This window comes from Paenibacillus sp. FSL P4-0081 (assembly GCF_000758565.1).
Taxonomy (GTDB): domain Bacteria; phylum Bacillota; class Bacilli; order Paenibacillales; family Paenibacillaceae; genus Paenibacillus_AQ; species Paenibacillus_AQ phytohabitans.
Map to the genome: position 1 here is coordinate 4,040,329 of NZ_CP009280.1, position 13,534 is coordinate 4,053,862.

General features: G+C 51.2%; 14 protein-coding genes and 1 pseudogene. 11 read left to right on the forward strand and 4 right to left on the reverse strand.

All coding sequences use genetic code 11. From position 1 onward, the window contains the following. Window positions 1-11 precede the first annotated feature (11 nt). Entirely contained in the window at window positions 12-608 is a 597-nt protein-coding gene (locus P40081_RS17290; protein ID WP_039291592.1) for an ANTAR domain-containing response regulator, read from the reverse strand. 342 nt (window positions 609-950) lie between these two features. Here P40081_RS17290 and nirB point away from each other — a divergent pair, with 342 nt between their 5' ends. The 5 genes from nirB to P40081_RS17315 all read left to right on the forward strand — a co-directional run bounded on the left by nirB (window position 951) and on the right by P40081_RS17315 (window position 5,884). Then, a complete protein-coding gene (gene nirB / locus P40081_RS17295; protein WP_042137154.1) occupies window positions 951-3,377 on the forward strand; it encodes a nitrite reductase large subunit NirB in 2,427 nt (808 codons plus the stop codon). An 18-nt stretch (window positions 3,378-3,395) separates the two neighbouring features. Further along, window positions 3,396-3,707 carry a nitrite reductase small subunit NirD gene (gene nirD / locus P40081_RS17300; RefSeq protein ID WP_042141172.1) on the forward strand — a complete coding sequence of 104 codons (312 nt, stop codon included), beginning with the start codon at window positions 3,396-3,398 and terminating at the stop codon, window positions 3,705-3,707. Between the two features lie 29 nt (window positions 3,708-3,736). Next, complete coding sequence (locus P40081_RS17305) at window positions 3,737-4,606, forward strand: formate/nitrite transporter family protein (RefSeq protein WP_042137156.1); 870 nt, start codon at window positions 3,737-3,739, stop codon at window positions 4,604-4,606. After that, window positions 4,603-5,370, forward strand: a complete 768-nt coding sequence (cobA, locus tag P40081_RS17310) for a uroporphyrinogen-III C-methyltransferase (RefSeq protein WP_042137158.1) — start codon at window positions 4,603-4,605, stop codon at window positions 5,368-5,370. The genes P40081_RS17305 and cobA overlap by 4 nt, the downstream gene beginning before the upstream one ends. Window positions 5,371-5,563: 193 nt before the next feature. After that, the gene (locus tag P40081_RS17315; protein WP_042137160.1) at window positions 5,564-5,884 is read left to right on the forward strand and encodes an iron-sulfur cluster biosynthesis family protein; all 321 of its coding nucleotides are present in this window, start codon (window positions 5,564-5,566) and stop codon (window positions 5,882-5,884) included. A gap of 72 nt (window positions 5,885-5,956) precedes the next feature. Here P40081_RS17315 and P40081_RS17320 read toward each other — a convergent pair whose 3' ends face one another. Further along, window positions 5,957-6,715 (reverse strand): SDR family oxidoreductase, encoded by a 759-nt coding sequence (locus tag P40081_RS17320; RefSeq protein WP_039291601.1) that lies wholly within the window; start codon window positions 6,713-6,715, stop codon window positions 5,957-5,959. Between the two features lie 137 nt (window positions 6,716-6,852). On the opposite strand from P40081_RS17320, the gene P40081_RS17325 reads away from it, so the two are divergent. Both P40081_RS17325 and P40081_RS17330 read left to right on the forward strand, forming a co-directional pair. Beyond that, complete coding sequence (locus tag P40081_RS17325) at window positions 6,853-8,238, forward strand: sedoheptulokinase (protein ID WP_042137162.1); 1,386 nt, start codon at window positions 6,853-6,855, stop codon at window positions 8,236-8,238. 103 nt (window positions 8,239-8,341) lie between these two features. Next, complete coding sequence (locus P40081_RS17330; protein ID WP_042137164.1) at window positions 8,342-9,259, forward strand: class I SAM-dependent methyltransferase; 918 nt, start codon at window positions 8,342-8,344, stop codon at window positions 9,257-9,259. A gap of 27 nt (window positions 9,260-9,286) precedes the next feature. Here P40081_RS17330 and P40081_RS17335 read toward each other — a convergent pair whose 3' ends face one another. Both P40081_RS17335 and P40081_RS37585 read right to left on the reverse strand, forming a co-directional pair. Next, window positions 9,287-9,928 (reverse strand): P-loop nucleotide/nucleoside kinase family protein, encoded by a 642-nt coding sequence (locus tag P40081_RS17335; RefSeq protein WP_042137166.1) that lies wholly within the window; start codon window positions 9,926-9,928, stop codon window positions 9,287-9,289. Continuing rightward, window positions 9,928-10,565, reverse strand: a pseudogene (locus tag P40081_RS37585) (LysR family transcriptional regulator). Before P40081_RS37585 ends, P40081_RS17335 begins: the two are co-directional and overlap by 1 nt. A gap of 154 nt (window positions 10,566-10,719) precedes the next feature. On the opposite strand from P40081_RS37585, the gene P40081_RS17350 reads away from it, so the two are divergent. The 4 genes from P40081_RS17350 to P40081_RS17365 all read left to right on the forward strand — a co-directional run bounded on the left by P40081_RS17350 (window position 10,720) and on the right by P40081_RS17365 (window position 13,228). Beyond that, the gene (locus tag P40081_RS17350; protein ID WP_269323265.1) at window positions 10,720-10,944 is read left to right on the forward strand and encodes a thioredoxin family protein; all 225 of its coding nucleotides are present in this window, start codon (window positions 10,720-10,722) and stop codon (window positions 10,942-10,944) included. 169 nt (window positions 10,945-11,113) lie between these two features. Then, the gene (locus P40081_RS17355; RefSeq protein WP_231575379.1) at window positions 11,114-11,593 is read left to right on the forward strand and encodes a GNAT family N-acetyltransferase; all 480 of its coding nucleotides are present in this window, start codon (window positions 11,114-11,116) and stop codon (window positions 11,591-11,593) included. A gap of 159 nt (window positions 11,594-11,752) precedes the next feature. Further along, window positions 11,753-12,205, forward strand: a complete 453-nt coding sequence (locus P40081_RS17360) for a MarR family winged helix-turn-helix transcriptional regulator (RefSeq protein ID WP_042137172.1) — start codon at window positions 11,753-11,755, stop codon at window positions 12,203-12,205. A 129-nt stretch (window positions 12,206-12,334) separates the two neighbouring features. Continuing rightward, window positions 12,335-13,228 (forward strand): (Fe-S)-binding protein, encoded by an 894-nt coding sequence (locus P40081_RS17365; RefSeq protein ID WP_081969994.1) that lies wholly within the window; start codon window positions 12,335-12,337, stop codon window positions 13,226-13,228. Window positions 13,229-13,534: the final 306 nt, after the last annotated feature.

The following is a 13,534-nucleotide window of genomic DNA, read 5'->3' on the forward strand; positions in this document are numbered from 1 at the left end:
TGGAAGTCTCCTTAAGTTTGATCCTGCAGCATCTGGTACACCTTGACGATGGAAGTAGCGACATCGACCATCCGTTTCCGTTCGTTCATGGCCTGCTTCCGCAGCAGGTCGTAAGCTTCGGATTCGCTGATGTTCCTGGCTTTGGAGAGAATACCTTTGGCCATGTCGATCCATTTACGCTCCTCAAGCCGGGATAACAGCTGTTCCCGTTCCTTGAGCCATTGCTGGCGCTCGAAGCATTGCCTGGAGCTGAAGTGAAGAATCCAGTGGATCTCCTGGGGCTGCATCGCCGGAGACAATATTCCGTCCACCATAATATCATCTCCACAGGCAGAGACGGATAACGTTGCGGTCCGCGGGGTACACCACCAGAGTACCGGGGCAACCTTGTGCTGAACCAGAATACTTCTCCAATAGCTGATCTCAGTAACGGGGAGATGGAGAATGAAGGCATCCGTGTCACCGATCAGCGGAAAGACCTGATCTTCCGAAGCAGCCGTCCCGATCACATAACCACAGGAACTGAGGATACTGTCAGGAGTTGGGGAGGAGCGTTCTTCTGCGGAATTCTCTGTTCTGCCCGGATCTATAACTAACAGGGAATGCATAGTTGACGACGCTCCTTTTACATATAATAAGGGGATAAGTCTGCACACCAGTGTAGAATAAGTACAGTCGGAATAAAGATGATGTAATATTATATAACACAGTTCAGGTAATTTTGTCGATGAATTAAAATAATAAAATTTTATATGTCATAATTATTGACGTAATTAGGATGGCTGTAGTATAGTCGTTTTAACAAATTCATCAATTCTGCGAATACAACGATGTATTCGGTTGAAGCGGCAATGGCGCCTGCTTTCACTTAAATCGCAACGGAAGAAGTATGTTTCCGGGCGGAGTGAAGCGGGCTATTTCTGTTGTTTACCTGGAGAGGAGAGAGAGACATGTCAGCAATTCGCAAAAAACTGATATTAGTCGGTAACGGAATGGCAGGGGTACGGGCGATTGAGCATCTGCTCAAATTAGCGCCGGAGGCTTATGACATTACAATCTTTGGTTCGGAGCCGCATCCGAATTATAACCGGATCATGTTGTCTTCTGTTCTTGCAGGCGGTGCAAGCCTTGATGAGATCGTAATCAACGACCTGGAGTGGTACCGGAGCTTCAATATTCAGCTGTATACGGGACACACCGTAACCTCCATTGATCCTGTAGAGCGCAAAGTCCATACGGATAAAGGAATTACTACAAGTTATGATGAGCTGATTCTGGCAACCGGCTCCAACCCCTTCATGCTGCCGATCCCAGGTGCCGAGAAGGAGGGCGTCATTGCCTTCCGGGATATCAAGGATACACAAATCATGCAGGAGGTATCGCAAAAATATGGCAAAGCGCTGGTGATCGGCGGCGGTCTGCTCGGACTGGAGGCGGCAAGAGGGCTGCTGCATCTGGGGATGGAGGTATCGGTAGTCCACATCCATGAATATATTATGGAGCGCCAGCTGGACGAGTCCGCCTCTGTAATGCTGCGCAAGGAACTGGAAGCCCAGGGAATGAAGTTCCTGCTGAAGAAGCAGTCCGAAGCGGTTCTTGGCAAAAAGCGGGTCAAAGGCCTTTTGTTCGCAGATGGCAGCATTGAAGACGCGGATCTGATTGTGATGGCAGTCGGCATCAAGCCGAATGTAGAGCTTGCCCGCAGCAGCGGGATTGAAGTCAACCGCGGAATTATTGTGAACGATTATATGGAGAGCAGTCTGCCCGGCATCTATGCCGTCGGGGAGTGTGCGGAACACCGGGGTATTGCCTACGGGCTTGTCGCCCCGCTATATGAACAAGGCGCTGTCCTGGCTAAAAGGCTGGCAGGTGTAACAACAGAAGGCTACGCCGGTTCGGTTACCTCTACCAAGCTGAAAGTATCCGGCGTTGATGTATTCTCGGCTGGACAATTCACCGAACAGCCCGGCACCAAGGCGCTGCGGTTCCAGGATGAGACCGATGGTGTGTATAAAAAGCTGGTCATTCACGGTGATAAACTGATTGGAGCCGTGCTGTTCGGAGATACAGGTGACGGGGCGCAGCTGTTCTCGATGATTAAGAAGGGCGAGAATATTAAGGGGAGAGAGAAAGAGCTGCTGCTTGGAATATCTGCTGATGCGCTGGCACCCAAAGGGAACCGGCTTGAAGGAATGGTGGATGATGAGATCATCTGCGGCTGCAATGGAGTCTCGAAAGGGGCGATTGCCGAGGCGATTACCTCCGGCGGCTGTACCAGTGTAGGGCAGATCAAAGCCTGCACCAAAGCATCGGCTTCCTGCGGCGGCTGCAAGCCGCTGGTGGAAGGACTGCTGCAGCTATATGCCGGCGAGGCTGCCGTAACGGTCAAAGAAGGAATCTGCGGCTGCACCACGCTCGGGCGGGATGAGATCGTCGCCGAAATCAAGCGGATGAAGCTGATGACCGTCAAGGAAGTCATGAATGTCCTGGAGTGGGGCAACGAAGAAGGGTGCGCCAAATGCCGTCCATCCCTGAACTACTATCTGGGGATGCTCTATCCTGAAGAATATATTGATGAGAATGAATCGAGATTCACCAATGAGCGCTACCATGCCAATATCCAAAAGGACGGTACGTATTCCGTGGTACCGAGAATCTACGGCGGTGTTACCTCTCCAGCTGAACTGATCAAGATTGCCCAAGTTGCGGTGAAGTTCGAGGTGCCGCTGGTCAAGTTCACCGGCGGACAACGGCTCGATCTGCTTGGGGTGAAGAAGGAGGACCTGCCGAGGATGTGGGAAGAGCTGGATATGCCCTCCGGCCATGCCTACGGCAAGACACTGCGGACAGTGAAAACCTGTGTCGGCTCCACCTATTGCCGGTTCGGCACACAGGATGCCCTTGGAATGGGTATCCGGCTGGAACAGGCTTTTGAACGGCTGAACACACCGGGCAAAGTGAAGCTGGCCGTATCCGGATGTCCGCGCAACTGTGCGGAAGCGACAATTAAGGACTTCGGAGTCGTAGCCATTGACGGCGGCTGGGAGCTGCATATCGGCGGTAACGGCGGCGTTCATGTCCGGGCCACGGAACTGCTCTGCGTGGTGAAGACCGATGATGAGGTGATGGAGTGGGCCAGTGCGTTCCTGCAATATTACCGTGAGAATGCCGGGTGGAATGAACGGACTGCCCAGTGGGTGGAACGTGTCGGGCTTGACAGCATCAAGCAGGCGCTGGAGTCCCGCGAGGCACGATTGGCGCTGCAGGAGAGAATTCAGAAGACGCTTAGTCTTACCACCGATCCATGGAAGCAAATTGTGAATACACCGGAGCTGCGCAAAAATTTCGAACCGATCTCCTTGCCGGAGACAGTCTAAGGGGGCTTACAAATGACAATGACCAAGATGCTCATTGGTAACTTGAACGATATTGACATCAAGGGATCGCGTAAGTTACGGGTGGGAGATACCGAGATTGCCTTGTTCCGGTTAAGCAGCGGTGAGGTGCTGGCAGTGGAGAATAAATGCCCGCATAAAGGCGGAGTCTTATCCGAAGGAATGGTCTGCGGTTCCAAGGTGCATTGTCCGCTCCATGACTGGCGGATCGATCTCCATAGCGGTGACGTGCAGGCACCGGATACAGGGCATGTGACAACCTATGAGGTGGAGGTTGATCACACCAGCGGCAGCTTGTACCTAACGATATAATTCATCCGAGCATATAAGGGGGATTCCTAATGGACTATGTCAAACCAAGTGAAGTATTGACCTCAATGATTGAAGCCGGCAAGACCAAAGCGGAACTGGGCATTATGCAGCTGATTGTCCGCGGCAGCCTTGGGGGTGCCATACTGGCCTGTGCCACAACACTGGCCTTTACCGCCACCGCCCAGACCAAGATCCCGATGGTTGGTGCACTTCTGTTTCCTGTAGGTTTTGTGATGATCATTCTGCTTGGGCTAGAACTCGTCACCGGCAGCTTTGCCCTGGTCCCGCTGGCTGTGCTGGAGAAGCGGACAACAATAAAACGGATGCTGGGTAATTTCTTCTGGGTTATTATCGGGCATCTGATTGGATGCGCAGTATACGCAGCTCTGTATGGACTCACAATTACGAAGATGGGGACGGATATGTCGAATCCGCTGATCCAGACATTAATTTCGACCAGTGAGGCTAAGACTACAGCATACAAGAGCATGGGGGCTGAGGGGATGACCCTTGTCTTCATCAAAGCGATGCTCTGCAACTGGATGGTTACGCTGGGTGCGGTAATGGCTATGACCTCGAAGTCCACATCCGGTAAAATCTTCGCCATGTGGCTGCCGATCCTGACCTTCTTCGGGCAAGGCTTCGAGCATACGGTTGTCAACTTCTTCGTTATTCCTGCCGGAATGATGCTTGGCGCGAATGTCAGCTTCGCGGACTGGTGGATCTGGAACGGCATTCCCGTTCTGATCGGCAATTTCGCCGGAGGCCTGCTGTTCACGGGCATTCTTCTCTATCTGTCGCAAAAAAGATTCAAACCCGGAGCCGCTTCTGAAACCGGATTGACGCCGGGACGTGATACAGTGATCTCAGCCACAGCCGCCCTGGAGAAAAGCCTATGAAGCAGGGCAGCATATCCATTGTCGGTGCAGGCCCCGGTGATCCCGAGCTGATTACAGTCAAGGCACTGCGGCGTATTCAGAGTGCAGATGTGATTCTGTATGACCGCCTGGTGAATGAAGAGCTGCTGGGCTATGCCAAAAGCGATGTTCTGCGCATCTACTGCGGCAAAGCGCCCGGACTTCACTCGATGCCGCAGGAATCCACCCAGCAGCTGATGATCAACTATGCTGCAGGCGGATGTCACGTGGTACGCCTGAAAGGCGGAGACCCGTTTGTCTTCGGACGCGGCGGAGAGGAAGCGCTGGAAGCCGCTGCAGCGGGAATCCCATACGAAGTGATTCCCGGGATCACCTCGGCGATCGGCGCAGCCGCTTCCGCGGGAATCCCGCTGACCCATCGCGGATTGGCGGCTTCATTCGCTATCGTGACGGGCAGCCGCTGCCATGATCAGGACTCTCCGGTACGATGGGATGCACTTGCCCATAGTGTGGACACCCTTGTCATCTATATGGGAGTCAGCAAACTGGGCGAGATTTGTGATCAGCTGCTTAAGCATGGCAAAGATCCGCTGACACCTATTGCCCTGATTGAGAACGGGACAACAGTGCGCGAACGGACAGTGACCGGAACGCTCGGCAGTATCGGCAAACTGGCAGCGGCGATGAGAATCAGCAATCCGGCCATCATCATTATTGGCGAAGTGGTTAAGGTAAGAGAGGAACTGCTCAGCCTGGAAAAGACAGTGCGCTCACAGATCGGCTAGGATATAGTATATCCCTAATCAGGCGTTGATATGTCCCAAGCACAGGCTTGGGCACGTCAACGCCTGATGATATGTTATATTAATGTCATACCCAAAGTGACTGCTGTCACAGGAGTCCGGGCAAAATACACACTATACTGGACACCTGATCGAATTCGCAGGCATTTTGCCCAACAAAGGAGAGAAATATCTGATGCAAATACAACTAAACCCGCTCACCGAAGAACGGCTTGCGCAGAGCCTTGCCGGCCAGCCCGGGCAATTCAAAATGTTCTATGATACAGAGGATTGCGGCTGCAATGGCGTTCTAGTCATCCGGATTGTAAGCGGGCCTTCCCCGACGGATATCGTATTTCAAACCGAACCCTTTACCTTTCTGTGTGACCGGCAGCAGGAATCCCTATTCGATGAGATCATGCGACTGGAAGCAGAGGAAGGCTACCCAGCCTACAAACTGACAAGCGATTCTACCTTGTTCGGCAGTAATATCAGGGTGCAGGATGCACGCAACTAACAACGGTATGTAACAAAGGCCATCAACCGTGAATAACGGGAGATGGCCTTTCTTTTGAAGCAGCGCAGACTTTTAATAAGCAGTCCATCCGCCATCAGCCGTTACCACCGCTCCATTAATAAAGCTTGCTTCGTCTGAGCCGAGGAACAGGGCAAGCTGCGCGATTTCCTCCGGTTTGCCTGTGCGCGGGTTAAGAGCCAATCCCGGCTGCGTACGTCCCATACCGAATTCATTAATATGCGTCATGGTAGATCCGATATTGGTCTCCACCCCGCCCGGAGCAATCGCATTGCAGCGGATGCCCTGAGGAGCATACATGAATCCGGTATTCTTGGTGAATCCGACAACCGCATGCTTGGAGGCTGTGTAAGCTGCACCTGCCCGGGCACCAAAAAGTCCGCCTGCGGATGCTACGTTAATGATCACCCCTTGCTGTTTAGCCAAGAAGATAGGGAGTACTTTACGTGTAGCACGCATTACGGATGTAGTATTGACGGCAAAGATGCGGTTCCAGCTGTCATCCTCAATGTCACCTGCCGGTTCAAAGTTATCCATAATCCCCGCGTTGTTCACCAGGATATCTACGGTTCCGTAGGTTTTTACTGTAGTGTCGATCAGGTTCTGGATATCAGATTCATCAGCAACATTTGCTTTCACCGCGAGGGCTTCACCGCCGCCGGACTTAATCTCCCCGGCCACCGTCTCCGCAGCCTCCAAGTGAATATCCGCCACTACTACCTTAGCACCTTCTTTGGCATAGAGAGCCGCAATCGCTTTGCCCATACCGGATGCCGCGCCGGTTACTATTGCCACTTTGTTCTGAAGTCTCACATGTACGCCTCCCGCTTGAATTTATACTTTGTCTGGTCTAGTATCATTTGATCCATGGGGTTTTATGCGCCGGGTTGACGCTATACTTCGTGAAGGCTTACCATATAGGCTATATGAACGGAAAGAGGATGAAGTACATGATCATGATCGGACTGGATATCGGAACCACCTCAATTTCCGGATTGCTCTACGATTTGGAGACACGAACCGTCCTGCATACGATTACTGAGGAACAAACAAGTAAACCATCCAGCCGGAATCATGAATGGGAACGTCTGCAGGAGCCGGGGATTATTCTGCAGCAGGCTGAACGTATCCTTGGTCTCCTGCTGTCAAGGGAGCCGGAAGCAGCAGGAATCGGCCTGACCGGGCAGATGCACGGGATTCTATATATAGACCAGAGCGGCAATCCTCTGGGCCCGCTCTATACCTGGCAGGATGGGAGAGGCGGCCAGCCTTGTGTGGAGGACAGCAGTTACACTTATGCGCAGAAACTAAGCGTACTTGCCGGATATCATATAGCTCCAGGCTACGGACTGGCCACTCATTATTATAATTTGCAGCATCAGCTGGTGCCTGGGAATGCGGTCCGATTCTGCACGATTGCGGATTACATCGCGATGAGGCTGGCAAACAGCGCGGTACCTTTAATTGATGCAACACAGGCAGCCGGCATTGGTGGCTTCAGTTTACAGACGGGCGATTTTGATCAAATAGCACTCATTCAGGCCGGAATCGATGTGGCGATATTGCCGCCGGTCGTCCCTTCAGGGACTGCAATCGGTGCTACACCGCAGGGAATACCTGTGTACACCTCACTCGGGGACAATCAGGCCAGCTTCCTGGGCAGCGTGCCGCAGCCCGCCGGTTCATTGCTGCTGAACATCGGCACGGGCAGCCAGCTATCGGCCTGGCTTCCTGAATACACCCCTGCTCCTTCAGCAATGGAGGTGCGCCCTTATCCGGGCGGTGGAGTACTCATGGTAGGGGCTGCGCTTAGCGGCGGCAGATCCTATGCTCTGCTGGAAGGCTTCATCCGGCAGCTGATCACAGCTTACACAGGAGAAGCACCTGCAGATATCTATTCTCTGCTGGCTCAATTGCTTACGGAAGAGCCATCTGGTGGAAAGAACACTGGCCTAAAGGTGAATACACAGTTTCTGGGTACAAGAGCTGAGCCGGGCAATCGCGGTAGCATCGAGGGAATCACACTAGATAACTTCACACCTGCCGGACTGGCCCATGCTTTTCTCCAGGGGATGATTGATGAATTATACGGCTTCCTGAAGGATCTGGAGCAGCAGGGGGCGAAGGGGTTCACCCGCCTCATAGGTTCCGGTAATGCATTGCGGAGTAATCCTGTGCTGTGTGCCAAGGCTGAAGCAGCATTCGGAGTGCCGCTCACAGCCGGTGCGCAAACTGAAGAGGCTGCTGTAGGAGCAGCGCTCTGTGCAGCTGTCGGCAGCGGGGTGATCTCCAGTTTCAGGGAAGCTGGTGCTTTTCTTGGAGAATTTTATCATTGACAAAATATATTAATTATGCTATAATTTACATATTAATAGTTTGTGTATATAATAAGATTCTCCCGGCCGGGGGAATCTTATTTTTATATGGGAGGATACACGTTTGAAGCAGAATGAGTCCAGTTTGACTTCCAAAGTAGCAGCGTTTGGCCGAGCCTATCACAGTAAATATGACACACCCAAGATTTTCGATGATTATTTGGCCCAAGACTTGATTTCACCGCAGGAGTTTTCAGACATCCGCAAGAATATGGTGCAGGGCATCTCTTTTTTCAACACAGACATTGCAAATCAACATAAGGATGATCCGGACGCCATTCTGAAATGGATTACACATGTACAGCTGTCTCCGACACCGCTCGCGCGTGCTGCTTACTGTGAGGCCCTATTGCTGCATGAGCTAACCTTAGGACTGAAGCAGTATGTCATCCTTGGAGCCGGACTTGATACCTTTGGCTACCGTCATCCTGAATTGAAAGACCTGCTGGAGATATTTGAAGTGGACTATCCGGCTACACAGGAGTTCAAGCAGCAGAGGCTCAGTGACGCCGGGTTGGAAGTTCCGGTCAATCTTCACTTTGTACCCATGGACTTCACCAGGGAATTCTCTTCTTCCAATCTGGTTGGGCAAGGATTTGATTCACAAGCCAAGACCTTCTTCAGCCTGCTGGGTGTGTCCTATTACCTCACGAAAGAGGAGAATGCCAGACTGATTACTGAAGTATTCGCCGGTCTCCCGGCAGGTAGCTCTATCGTGCTGGATTATGCGGATGAGCGGCTTTTTGAAGAGAAGGGAGTGTCCGGCCGGGTGGAAAAGATGCTACAGATGGCTGCCGTCAGCGGTGAGCCGATGAAATCCTGTTTCGCTTATCATGAAATGGAGCAGCTGCTGGAGCAAGCAGGCCTGCTGATTTATGAGCACTTGTCCCCGGCGGAGATCAATGACAGATTCTTCAGCAACCGGAGTGATGCTTTGACCGCTTTTGAGACGATTCATTATATTCATGCGATAAAACAATAATAAATATTCGAATTACAAAGGAACCTCTCAGTCTATTATTATAGGCGGGAGGTTCTTTTCGATAAGGAATGCGGAGGAAGATGCCTCCCCGTAAATAAAAGCTTCCACAGCCGCAGCAGCAACGTTCCTGTCCGGATGGGAATTATCGATCTGTGCCACCTGCGAAGCCGGAAGCGGCCATGCCACGGTGCGGCTGCCCAGGGAAGCGCTGAACTCATCCCAGTGTGCGAACTTCCAGGCGTCCAGAGGGGACTGTCTGCCCTCAAGCCGTTCACGGAACGCTGCCGCATCTGGAAGACTGACCATGACAACTTTGACCTCGACCTCCGCCAGTGTACGTCCGATTCGCGACAGTTCACGCCCGATCCATTCCGGGTCGGCCGCCTCCTTGGTGAAGGGACCTACGACGAATATATCGCTTTGAAGGCCGATATTGTCCAGTGCAGCGTCCATTGTAATCCGGTACCCCAGGTCCCGGCATAAGCTTTTATATTCATCCGAATCCCTGTCATCGGGGTCCAGTCCATGCATAGTCATGATCGCGGTAGCTGCCGGACGCAGCAGAATATCCATATCGAATACAGAGGCCGGGCGCCGGGCTGCTATGGTTTTGGCGAGTGTTGTTTTGCCGGCCCCGCCCGGACCGAGGAAAAATACAAGTTTGTTCATTAGACGCTCTCCTTGAAATGTGCAGCATTCTCTTGCAGCTCGCGGATGAAGCGCTTGGTCGCTGCACACATGTATTTTTCTTTGCGAAACACAACGCCTATCCGGCGTGTCGGCGAAGGATTAATAATCGGAAGCACCCGTACTGAATCTTTCTGCAGATGCTCCATTAAGCTGCGGGGCAGAACCGTGCAGCCCATGCCGCTCTCCGCCATATGGACAAGTGCCTCTATCGTGGTCATCTCCAGAAAAGGCTTAATTGTGAATCCTAATGATTCACTGTAGTCATTCAACAGCTGCCGGATGAAGAAGTTGTCCGGCAGGAGAACGAGGGGAAGCTCCGCAAGCTGCTTCATAGGGATGCCGTCCTGCCAGGCTTCATAAGCAGCTCGTCGATCGCATTTTTGGATTGATTTAATTCGTAGAAGATATTTTGGCTGTGATGCTTGAGTATTTTTCCCGCTTCGGTCAACGCGATCTTCTTGCCGATCCGGTCGAACAGCGGGGTGCCGACCTCATACTCCAGATTCCGGATCTGCTGGCTAAGCGAAGGCTGCGATATCCGGACCTTGTCCGTTGCGCGGGTAAAATGCATTTCTTCACACACGGCCAAGAAATACTCCAGCTGCTTCATTTCCATGAGGATTCACTTCATTCCTTTGTTTAATTTGCAATTGGCTGAAACTATGATAATGATAGCCTATTCTGAATAGAAAAAGCACCTGCCATTCTCTAAAATAAGAGTTGTCAGAAACAACAAAACTTAGAAAAGAGAAATTACAAGGGCAAAAGCGGTGTTTTATCATGCGGGCTGTCCGGTATGTGTAGATGCGGAGCAGATGATTCTGAACTATCTGGACCCGGCCAAAACTGAAATTGAAGTCGTGAATTTCAGCACGGACACCTCCCGGATTGGAGAAGCTGAGCTGGCAGGAGTGAAATCCGTTCCGGCACTTGTCCTGGATGGATGGATCTATCCTATTAATTTCGGAGCCAGCATGGAGGATGTCAAAAAGTAATCAAAGTATAATCTTTTAGATATTGAGCTGCAAATACATCCTATTCCACAGGTATGAAGGGGGGTGTTTGCGGCTTTTTGCGAGTTGATGGAGTAGGAAGTGTGCTGTTATGATAAAGTGTATAGGATAACGGGATATAGCCCGGAAGAATGGCGGGAGGCTTAACAGAATGATGAATATCAGATACATAGAGCGCAGAGATAATGCGGCTATTGAAGGGATTATCCGGGAATGTCTGATTGAATTCGGGGGCAACCGTGACGGTCTCGCCTGGGCTGATGACAGCATGCATGACCTATACACCTATTACAATAGTGCTGCGAACAGGGCTTACTGGATTGTTGAAGAAGATGGGGAGGTGCTTGGCGGCTGCGGAATTGCACCTTTTGATGAGGAGAACGGGATCTGTGAGCTGCAGAAAATGTATCTGTCATCCGCCATCCGCGGCCAAGGAGCTGCTGCAGATTTATTAGGGACGGCACTGGAATTCGCCAGGCAACATTACAGCAGATGTTATCTGGAGACGCTGCAGACCATGCAGGCCGCAGGCCGTTTCTATCTCAAACATGGTTTCGGGCTGCTGGATGCTCCGCTTGCCGGTTCAGAGCATTATGCCTGCGACGCCTGGTATATCAAAGAGTTGTCTTAGAAATTCAAACCATTGTATCCACAATCCTTCCTTGAAGATTCAGGGAGGATTATTTTCATTTTTCAAATTACGCGTCCTTGTGATAAATGACTCTGACAAAAGCTCTCCATTTTGAAATAGTGTATGTACACGATAAATACAACAGGAGGAGAATAATCTATGACAACAGCCGGAGACCCTTCTTCACCCAATATCCGCGTTTCCAGTGTCTGCAGCTGTATTAATCTGCGGAGGGCTTCCTCAGCAGTTACAGGAATATATGACGGATTTCTGTCTTCAAGCGGTTTAAATATCAGCCAGTTTTCTTTACTGAAGCATATTTACTCCCTCGGACCGGCAAGTGTCAGCGACCTGGCACTTAAGATGAGACTGGACCGGACCACTATTGTCCGCAATCTCAAGGCACTGGAACAGATTGGCTATGTGGAGGATATTTCTCCGCAGGGAAGCCGGAACCGCCTGCTGATCCTGTCGGAGAGCGGGAAAGTGAAATATATAGCTGCCGGGAACCAATGGGAGCAGGCGCAGAGTTTTTTGCAGGAGGCATTGGGCGATGAAGATATGAAAGTACTTACTACCCTTTTATCCAAAGTGGAAAAACTGATGGCCTGAGCATAATCTCGACTCTTGGTTCATCAAACTTTACGCAGTAATGACGCAACAGCAGTTGCTTATCGCCAATACGTGTATATACACGTTAACTTCCGGATAGAAAGAGTACACTCAAGAGGAGGGAAGACCATGCACCCAGACAGTACTGCAATTAATGAAAGAGCGGAAGAGGAACAGAAGCAGCTCATTATTGAAGTGATGAAAGCCTTTGTTAAGGAGAGCCCATTGAACTGGTCAGATGTACTTCAGGGACCTTATTATGATGAGCCTATCATTCAATTTGCTTCAGCTGACGATCCTTTGTTTGAGGAGTATAAAAGCATTATTGGTCCCGGCCATGCAACGCCAAAAGAGGTAATAGAGCGTTCATTCGGTTCAGGGACCTACAATGGAGGTTCGGTGATCAGCATAGTGCTGCCCATTCATGAATCCATCAGGAAGGCCAACCGCCAGCAAAAGGAAAGAGCTTCACGGGAGTGGGCCCTGCTGCGTACGTTCGGGGATGAGTATTTCTTGAAGGCGGCCCGCCTTTATCTGACAGATTATTTAAAAAAACTTGGCCGCCTTGCGGCTGCGCCGCTGGATACGGATTGGTACGGGATCTCCAGTTCAGAAACAGGCCCAATCTCCAATTGGTCAGAACGTCATGTTGCTTATGCTGCCGGGCTGGGCACCTTCAGTCTTAATGATGGATTCATTTCGGAGAAGGGAATTGCCATACGGCTGCTGTCGGTAGTAACGGATTTGCAGTTCCCGTCTAATCCAAGATCCGCGGCTACTCATACGGGAAATTGTTTGTTATGCAGCAAAGGGAACTGTGGCGTCTGCATTACCCGCTGCCCGGTGCAGGCGATCAGCACAAACGGCCATGACAAAATCGCCTGCATGAAATTTGTGTATGGCCAGGGTTCACGGGAGTGGGCGGCCCAAAGCGGCGGGGAGGCTACATCAGGAGCTGGCTGCGGATTATGCCAGACCAAGGTGCCCTGTGAGAGCAGAAATCCGATGCGAAATACTAAGTGAAGTACGAAGCACTTCCCTGGCGGAGGTGCTTTTTTGTCTATTCAGGATGTTTCGGGCTGACCCGCTGCTGCAAATCATCACGATCATTGAATCGCCTATCTTTTCCGTAGAATTAGCTATTATAGATTGCACTGCGTTAAAACTATAATGAGTGTGTATTGCAGTGAGAGGGGGCTGGGCAGAACTATCGCAAGCCGGTTGAGTAGAGGCAATATCAGTAGAGTGGCACCTGCACGTTGGAAGCAAATGATGGATTGGTAAGGATTTAATTTTTTGTAATCGCTATCATTCTAGTACTTCAGAAAA